Annotated in this window: 7 protein-coding genes; 4 read left to right on the top strand and 3 right to left on the bottom strand. The window is 60.0% G+C overall.

From position 1 onward, the window contains the following. Window positions 1-563 (bottom strand): rhomboid family intramembrane serine protease (locus tag K1X75_17895; GenBank protein MBX7059939.1); only part of this gene is annotated, 563 nt, incomplete at its 3' end. Window positions 564-771: 208 nt separating this feature from the next. On the opposite strand from K1X75_17895, the gene K1X75_17890 reads away from it, so the two are divergent. After that, window positions 772-2,043, top strand: a complete 1,272-nt coding sequence (locus tag K1X75_17890; protein MBX7059938.1) for an adenylate/guanylate cyclase domain-containing protein — start codon at window positions 772-774, stop codon at window positions 2,041-2,043. On the opposite strand, the gene K1X75_17885 is transcribed toward K1X75_17890, so the two are convergent. Then, the gene (locus tag K1X75_17885; GenBank protein ID MBX7059937.1) at window positions 2,024-3,043 is read right to left on the bottom strand and encodes a hypothetical protein; all 1,020 of its coding nucleotides are present in this window, start codon (window positions 3,041-3,043) and stop codon (window positions 2,024-2,026) included. The two genes, K1X75_17890 and K1X75_17885, sit on opposite strands and share 20 nt — an antisense overlap. Window positions 3,044-3,131: 88 nt before the next feature. On the opposite strand from K1X75_17885, the gene K1X75_17880 reads away from it, so the two are divergent. After that, a complete protein-coding gene (locus K1X75_17880; GenBank protein MBX7059936.1) occupies window positions 3,132-4,253 on the top strand; it encodes a catalase family protein in 1,122 nt (373 codons plus the stop codon). Window positions 4,254-4,281: 28 nt separating this feature from the next. Here the strand turns inward: K1X75_17880 and K1X75_17875 are convergent, their stop codons facing one another. Continuing rightward, window positions 4,282-6,012, bottom strand: coding sequence for a hypothetical protein (locus tag K1X75_17875; GenBank protein MBX7059935.1), 1,731 nt, complete (start codon window positions 6,010-6,012; stop codon window positions 4,282-4,284). Between the two features lie 186 nt (window positions 6,013-6,198). Here K1X75_17875 and K1X75_17870 point away from each other — a divergent pair, with 186 nt between their 5' ends. Then, a complete protein-coding gene (locus tag K1X75_17870; GenBank protein MBX7059934.1) occupies window positions 6,199-7,308 on the top strand; it encodes a helix-turn-helix domain-containing protein in 1,110 nt (369 codons plus the stop codon). An 87-nt stretch (window positions 7,309-7,395) separates the two neighbouring features. Continuing rightward, window positions 7,396-8,241, top strand: coding sequence for a sterol desaturase family protein (locus tag K1X75_17865; GenBank protein ID MBX7059933.1), 846 nt, complete (start codon window positions 7,396-7,398; stop codon window positions 8,239-8,241). Window positions 8,242-8,323: the final 82 nt, after the last annotated feature.

Genomic DNA, 8,323 nt, shown 5'->3' with positions numbered 1-8,323 from the left:
TGCAGGCCCTGTGGCGCCGTCAAAGCTGCCGCTACAAAGCCGCCAAGCGCCCCGCCAGCATGAGCCTCGTGACTGATACCGCCGGCGCCGCTGCGGCTGAGAACCAGCGAAAGAACAAGGAAGCCCAGCGCAAAAAGCGGTCCGGGGATGGGTATCCCCCAGAAGGCAACATCGATCGTCGGGTGATACACAATTGCGGCGAAGACAACGCCCACTACGGATCCGCTGGCGCCAAGACAACGGTAGGCTGCATTATTGCGCTGCAAAATGTAGACAGCAAGATCGGCCGCCAGGCCCGCCGCGACATATACGAAAAGCAGGTACAGTGCGCCGCCGACGACCAGCACCGAATCGGCAAAGGACCAGAAAGCCAGCATATTTAGCCCCAGATGCAGCCAGCCGGAATGCGCAAAGTGCGACAGCAGCCAGCCCAGGGCGTTGTTTCCAGCCTGCAGCTGGGCCGGAATGAAGAGAAAATTCTCCACTTTCTGGTTGTTGCGAAATGCGACAAAGCCTGCCAGCGAAACCAGAACATTTACAGCAATGATTGCATAAACGCTCACAACTGTGAATCGGGCGCAAGCGTCCGGGCGTCAAGCGCGGCTTCTATTCAGTCGCTGATCCGCCAGGCGAATCACGCCTTGCGCTTTGAGTCGCGAATGCTCTTTTGCTCCTGGATCGCCCCCTTTCCTCTTGACCCGCAGTCCGCCCGCCAGGCCATTCGCAGCAGTGCGACCGCCGCCCGCCAGGCGCGCTCGCTGTGGAGTCGCCATGAAATCCGGGCTGAGCGCTGCCGACGATCTACTGCTCCAGGAGGGCCTGCGCGGCGAGCGCATCATTTCGCTGATTCGCGCCGCGATCTGGAGCCTGGTATTGATTGAGGGATTGGTCGTCTCCTTCATGCCGGTGTTGAATGTGCCCCGTTCCCAGATCCACTACTACTGGATGATCTGGGGCTTCTCCATTTTCGGAGCGCTCGATGTATTCTTGCTAGGACATCGCCAGATCAATCGCCTTTCTTTCCAGTTGTTGCGCTACGGCGTAATTACTTTGGATTTTGCAAGTATTGGTCTTCTGGTCTATTACTCTATGCTGCCTTACATCGACAAAGACTACGCGGCCGGCTCCACGCCGCTCTTTTTTCTGGCCGCCGCCTCGGTGCTGCTGGCGGCCGGCGCCCTGCGCTACAGCTGGCGCGCCGCGGTTTACAGCGGCGTCTGCGCTATAACCTCGTATATTGTTATATTTTACCAACTTTGGCCGGATCGGCGCTATTTCTTCTTCAACAACGACTACAACTGGGCCAACGCCGCTCTGCTCTGGGCGCTCATCGTCCTGACCGGGCTTGTCACCTATCTGTCCGCCGCCTTTCGCTCCCTCATATTGAAAACGCGGCGCCAGGACGAGCTGCAGCGCTTCTTGCCCGATATGGTAGTCAAACAGGTGCTGCGCGGCGAGCGCCACGTCCAGATGGCCGGCGAACGCAAGCGGGTAACGATCCTCTTTTCCGATATTCGCGGCTTCAGTTCGATGGCCGAGAACAGTCGGCCGGAGGAGGTGATCGAGTTTTTGAACTCCTACTTCAGCGACATGGTCGAGGTTGTCTTTGGCTGCCGCGGCAGCCTGGATAAGATCGTTGGCGATGGCTTGATGGCCGTGTTTGGCGCGCCCATTTCGACGGGCGCCGACGCCGACGATGCCGTGCGCTGCGCCTTGAACATGCTGGAGCGCCTGGAGGAATTCAACCGCCGCCGTCAGGCGCAGTCGCTGCCGCCGGTGCGCATAGGCATTGGCGTCCACAGCGGCGAGGTGGTTATCGGCAATGTAGGCGCGGAGCGGCGCATGGACTTTACGGCCATCGGCGACACCGTCAATCTGGCTTCGCGCCTGGAGGCGTTAACCAAAGAGTACAACACGCCGCTGCTGGTGTCCGGAGAGACAAAGCGTTCGCTACGCGGCGATTTCTCACTGGTATCGCTGGGCGACGTCACTGTCCGCGGACGGAGCGCGCCCACCGAAATATTCAGCCTGCAGGCGGCTTGAAGCGGCGCAACTCCAGATGATCGACGCAGTACTGCGCCGCATCGATCTGGGCGTGGTGGTCGAAAAAGAACGTCGTCATGCGGCCGGCGAAACGACACTGGCGCGCGATTTCTATGAACTTCAGCCAGGCAATGATGTCGACGATCTCGTGCATCAAGAACTCGTAGTCGCGTCCGTCGCTTTGAAATTCAGCACGCGGATTGTAGATGCGTTCTTCATCAACAAATAGCACATTCTCTGCCGTTACCGGAATGCCGCCGGTCTGACCGGCCTGCACCAGTTCAAAATTGCGTTTGCTTTCGCCGCCGCTGCGGAAGTGAGGCGTGCGCGCGCGGCAGAGAAACGCATAAAATTCTGGATCGATCGGGGCCTGATAGCGCAGCCGACCAATGGTCTGGCCCGGATATTCCAGCTGATGGTCAATCCAGAGACGCGCATCGCCATCGGCAGGCTGCAGCAAACAGTAGCCTCGCTCAAAGCTCAGCAGCAGATCGTGCGCCGGGGTCATCAGCGGCGCTGGCGATAGCTCGCGCAAATTGCCCGTCAGCGCGTCGATGTAGAGCTGATTGCAGTAGTCCAGGGTCGGAAAGCTGGGCTGGTCGATGCGGATGTTGAATTCGCAGTTCATTCCGACCATGACCGAAAGCGGATGTTCGATGATCTGGATGGGCCCCAGTTGAATGTTGTGCTGCCCGCGACCAAGCAGCGCCGGCTGCAGCGAGAAACGCTGGCCCTGATACTCGATCCAGGGCTGGCCATCATCACAGGCTAGAAGTTCAATGCGCACCGGCTTTGCTTCGAAGGAGGAAAGGCCCTGAATCTCGCGCGGTGCGGCGATGGTATAACGTCCGGCCGCACTCCACTCCGGCAGGCGGCGACGGAATTGGGCCGGGATTGGCGTCATTTCGCGGAACCGCGCGGCAAGCGTTTGAGCAATCTGCCGCGGATCGTTGCTTGCCTGCATGTTGACAACTGTCGCCGAACGCCGCCGACGGTCCATCAGAATCAGCAAAGCGCGACATCGAAAACAGTTGCCGGCCGCTGCGACGCGTTCTGCATTTCACAAAAGTTGAAGTTCGGAGCGCATCATGAATTGGAAACGAGTTCTGGCTGTTGCTGGCGCAGCCATTCTACTGTATCTGGTCGCCAATCTTGTTCTGGGCGCCGGTCAGCCGCGAGCGGAAATCGCAGCCAATGTGGAAGAAGGCAAGGAGTACCCACAACCTGGCGAGGATCAGATTGCACAGGAGACCTTGCAGCTGGTGCGCAACTCAGTAGAGGAACGTCGTCAGGGCGGTCCAGCGCGCCGCGATGCTCATCCGCGCGCTCATGGCTGTTTGCACGGCGAGTTTCGCGTTCTGGATGTCCTGCCGCAGAATCTGGCGCGCGGCGTATTTGTCGCCAATCGCAGCTATCCAGCCTGGGTGCGCTTTTCCAACGGCTCGCCGGAGCAGCCAAAACCGGACTACGTCGGCGACATTCGCGGCATGGCCTTGAAGCTGATCGGCGCCGAAGGTCCGCGCGCCAGCCAGGCCGAAGCGCACACCCAGGATTTTTTATTGATCAACCATCCGACGCTGCCGGTAGGCGAAGCGGCGGAATATCTGGCTCTGTTTCGCGCCGCCCTTGGCGGACATCCCATGCGCTATTTCATTGGTTCGCCCTTTCACTGGAAGCTGGCCGCTTTCAACGCCGTGCGCGCGATCCGCGGCAAGGAGACGCCAAGCATGCTGGCCATCCGCTACTGGAGCACAACGCCCTATCGACTTGGAGCGCAGGCGGTCAAGTACTCGATCCAGCCCTGCGAGCCGCTGGCCGCGGAGATGCCGGAACATCCTGGCGATCGCTACCTGCGCGACGACCTGATCGCCCGCATGCAGAATGGAGCAGCCTGTTTTCGATTCATGGTCCAGGTACAGCGCGATGCCCGTCGTATGCCGGTTGAAGACTCTTCGGTGGAATGGGACGAGGTCGCTTCGCCCTTTACCCCGGTAGCCGAACTGCATTTGCCAGCGCAGCAGTTTGCCAGCGAAGCGCAGGATCAATTCTGCGAGAATCTATCCTTCGATCCCTGGAATGCGCTGGAGGAACACCGGCCGCTGGGCGGCATCAACCGCGTGCGTCGCGTTGTCTATCGCGCGATCGCCGAGTACCGACACGGACAAAATCAGGTTCCTCTGGCGGAGCCGCAAGGCGACGAACGCTTCTGAGCGGCGTCCGCGAGCGCATGCAACGCGCTCAGGATGGATCATCATCAGCGGCGCTGAAGGCTGGTTCGCTGCCGCGTCGGCCTTGCTGCTCGTCGCCGCGCTGCAGGGCCGGCGGTCGCGGCGCTGCTGCGGCGCCGCGAAACTGGTCGCCTTTCAGGCGATGGATGATGTAGTCCAGGACCGCTTTGCGTGCGGCGCGCCGACGCAAGGCGATGACCAGCGCAGCGACGCTGCCCAGTAGCGCCGCCAGACTGGCGCCAAAGATGGCCTGCAGCGCCAGCGGCGCCTGCCAGGCCAGCAAGATGCCGGAAACGCCAACCGCTGCCAGCGAAACCGCGCTCAGGATCCACGGCCCCAGCGCGAATATGGACTCTTCGTCCTGCAGCTCGCCGTAGAAACGGCGGCCGCCGTCAAAGAAGTGCAGGTGTTCCCCGCGCACATCGAAGAGATTTACAATTTCATGGCGATCGTTGCGTTGTACAAAGAGTTCTTCGCCTGGCCGCAGAGCTTGCAACAGGAAGACCTGCTCCGCTTCCAGCGCAGCTACGGCGCCAAAGGCGTCGGCGGCCAGTCGCACATATTCATCGCCAGGCAATCCGGCGCGGTACTCCATATAACTGAGCATCAGCCGCCAGCGAATCTGCGCCCGACGCCGAATGCGGCTGACAAACTGCACGGCGCTTACCAGCAGCAAAGTCGCGCCGCTGCAGGCCAGGGCAATCAAGGATGGCGTCCAACCCTGGCCTATCTGCAGTGCAGCGTTGAAGGCCAGGATGGCGCCAGCGGCGCCAAGATAGTCGGAGGATGCGGCCTGAAATACCGGACGCTTGTCCAGCACCGGCTTGGCAATGCGATTGAAATCGTACCAATCCTCGTTTTCGGCCAGGCGTTCGCCGCTATCCAGGTAGATTTCATCGACGATCGTTGAATTGCGCTTTTGTTCCACAAAGATCAAGGCGCCTCGTTCCAGATTGCGCGCCAGATGGTAGCCAGCATTGTCGAGCATGCTGATCCGGCCGTGGCTATCGGCGTAACAGGGATAGAGCGCGGAAGAACGTTGCTCCAGCGGGATTGCTTCATTGACAATCAGATTGGTCTGCCGCCGACGGGCCAGGCCGTGCACGGCGCTCAGTACCGCGCTGACGGCGGCGGCATTGAGCGCCGGTTCCAGTGAAAAGATATCGGCCAGTTCGGCGCTGGTAATATTGGGCTCTTCCTGTCCCAGGCGGCGAATGCGCAGTCGACGAAGGAACACATTGCGCAGACGCGGGATCAGCATCGGCGCAAAAACGGCGGAGACCGCCAGCAGGTAGGGCCCAAAGCGGCGCAACTGCGGGGCGAGGCGTTCGCGCCAGCTTGCTCGTGCAGCAGCGGGCGCTGGCGCTGGGGCCGCCATCCGCGGTCGCACCACGAGATCAATGCCGCCCCCATCGGCGCGCGGCGAACGCTGCGCCTCATAGCTGCGGCCGCCCTCGCCGCCTGCACTTTGATCCTGAGCAAGATGTTCGTTGATGGCGTCGATCTGGAATTGAATCCACTTTTCATCCCCGGCGCTGAGCGGCAGTCGGAAGAAGTCCTTGATCACCAGCGTTTCGCCGTCGGCCTGCATTTGAGCCAGCTTCAACTCACGGTGGAAGCGATCCAGGATGTGCTCGCGATTCTGCTTGAGCACGTAACGAATAGAAACGCGATCCGCTTCCTGCTCCAGATCAAGATCCTCATCTTCGGAGGGTTGCAATCGGAATGGTTCGACGCTCATAGGCCAGGAAAGGTCCAAGGGGCTTGCTTCTGAGTACATCGGCTGCCAGACGCCCCGTCAATTGGTTTTGGATGGCGGATTTTTTGGCTGCATTCCAGGGGCGGGACGACCTTATGTCGTTCGCTTCGATCCCGCTCACGTTCCTTTCTCGATCGACTGCCGCAGGCAAGCTCTCAGCCTCAGTCGGTGGTCCATCTGGCGCTGCTTTCTGCCTTTATGGCGCTGGTACTGGCTGCCGGCGAATTGCTGCATCGCGAGGGGCTTGCGGAAGGCAGACGACTGCTGGCAGCGATCTACGGCATTTACGCCATCTTGCTCTGGCACGGATGGGCTATCTTTGGCGCCGCATCGCCGCCGCCAACATTTCTGCTGTTCTGGAATGGACCGCTGGCGCTGCTGCTGGCGCCGCTTTCCGGACGTTTTTTTCAGCTGGCGCTGGGCAGAGAGGATGAAGGACCGCACGGCTGGCGGCGCTATCTCTATCGCTTTGGTCCCGCATTGATTGGCCTGGCGCTGGTCTGCCCGTGGCTGATGCTGAGCGGCGAGGAGAAACTTCTCGCCCTGGAAAAGATGCTCTCACCACAGTCCACTCTGAGACAGGCGGGCCCCGGACTGGTATTTGCTGCGGCGATGGTCTACCAGATCCTGTTGCTCAGCGCCGGCGCCTGGCGACTGCGCGTCTCGCTTCGCCCGCAAATCCTCTATCGCGATCCGCGTACGCGTCTCTTTGCCATCCTGCTGTTGCTGACGCTGCTCCTATGTCTTTGTATTTTGATCATATTGCCGCAGCGCCGTCTGGACCTGACGCGTCTGGCAGTTGGCGCTTCCGGGCTCTTGATTCCAATTCTGTATCTGGCCGGCAGACGCTACCCGCACTTCTTGAGCGAGCTGCAGGCCGAAGTCAAACAGGCTCGCTACGAATATTCGCGGCTGGGCGCTCTGGATCTGGCAAGCTTGCAAGAAAAGCTGCAGCGCTTAATGCAAGAAGAGGAACTCTACACGGAGGAAGATCTCAGCCTGGAAGGTTTGGCCGAACGACTGGGCGCTACCGCACACCAGCTTTCCGAGTTTTTCAATGCACGACTGGGCGTCAGTTTTGTCACATACATAAACGGCTTTCGCATCCAGCATGCCCGACAATTGTTGCTGGAATCCCCGTCGCGCAGCATTCTTTCTATCGCCTACGACTCGGGCTTTGCCGCAAAATCGACTTTCAACCTTGCCTTCCAGCGCCATTGCGGGTTGACGCCTACCGACTACCGCCGTCAGCATCGCCAGAAAAAGGCCGGCGGCTAAGTCCAATTGTATACTTCTGGACCGCGACGCGGGTCCAATGCGATCCAGCTGGTCGAATGGGCCCGGCGCTCGTGCTATCCTCGCCCCATGCAACAGATTTTATCCTGCGATCTTTCCGCCGACTGTCTGGCGACCATTGCCGGCTTCCAGCTTTTCATGAACTTCATTCGCTACTATCCCGTAGCCGGTCTGGTTTTTCTGACTCTCTGGGTGCTGGGGCGTCGCACATTCTGGCCGGCTCGCATCCAGCAGAAGTGGCCCGCAGCAGAGCGGATCTGGACGGAGATTCGCTATTCATTCAGCACCTTGATCATTTTTGCCAGCGTTGCTTTGCTCAGCGTGGTCCTTTCCAAACTTGGCATCGGCGCCATCTACCGCGATGTGGAACGCCATGGCTGGCTCTGGTACGCAGTCTCGCTGGCGCTGCTAACCGTCTGGCATGAAACCTACTTTTACTGGGCGCATCGAGCCATGCACCACCGCCTGCTGTTCAAGTACGTGCACCGCGTTCATCACCTTTCCAGCAATCCCAGTCCTTTTGCCGCCTACGCCTTTCACCCGCTGGAAGCGGTACTGGAGGCCGCTTATTTGCTGGTATTTACCTTGATCGTTCCTGTGCACTTCTCGGCGGTGTTGATTCACGCCGCCTATGCCATGCTGCTCAACGTCGCGGCGCACAGCGGCTACGAATTCTACCCATCCGGATGGACGCGCGGCGTCATAACGCGCTGGTTCAACACTTCCACGCATCATAACATGCATCACTCCCGCTCCAACTGCAACTACGGGCTCTATTTCAATTTCTGGGATCGAATCATGGGCACCAATCACAGAGACTACGACGGCGTTTTCGAAGAGGTCGTTGCACGACGCAAAGCGGGCGCCACTGCGCGCATCAAGACGCCGGCGGAGGCCGACGCTGCATTGCCTTGAGCTCAGAATGCTCCGCTGACGGTCGCAAGCGTCAGCGGGGCGGATTGCAGTTTCTCAGCAGAATCGCGCCCTGCTGCGCGAA

Source organism: Leptospirales bacterium (assembly GCA_019694655.1).
Taxonomy (GTDB): Bacteria; Spirochaetota; Leptospiria; order Leptospirales; family Leptonemataceae; genus SSF53.
The sequence above is the reverse complement of the archived record's forward strand: the minus strand, read 5'-3'. Positions and strand labels throughout refer to the sequence as shown.

Bases quoted from the DNA above. Each gene is read 5' to 3' on its own strand.
- K1X75_17875 (MBX7059935.1), bottom strand. From the start codon at position 6,012: ATGAGCGTCGAACCATTCCGATTGCAACCCTCCGAAGATGAGGATCTT.
- K1X75_17885 (MBX7059937.1), bottom strand. From the start codon at position 3,043: ATGGACCGTCGGCGGCGTTCGGCGACAGTTGTCAACATGCAGGCAAGC.
- K1X75_17890 (MBX7059938.1), top strand. From the start codon at position 772: ATGAAATCCGGGCTGAGCGCTGCCGACGATCTACTGCTCCAGGAGGGC.
- K1X75_17880 (MBX7059936.1), top strand. From the start codon at position 3,132: ATGAATTGGAAACGAGTTCTGGCTGTTGCTGGCGCAGCCATTCTACTG.
- K1X75_17865 (MBX7059933.1), top strand. From the start codon at position 7,396: ATGCAACAGATTTTATCCTGCGATCTTTCCGCCGACTGTCTGGCGACC.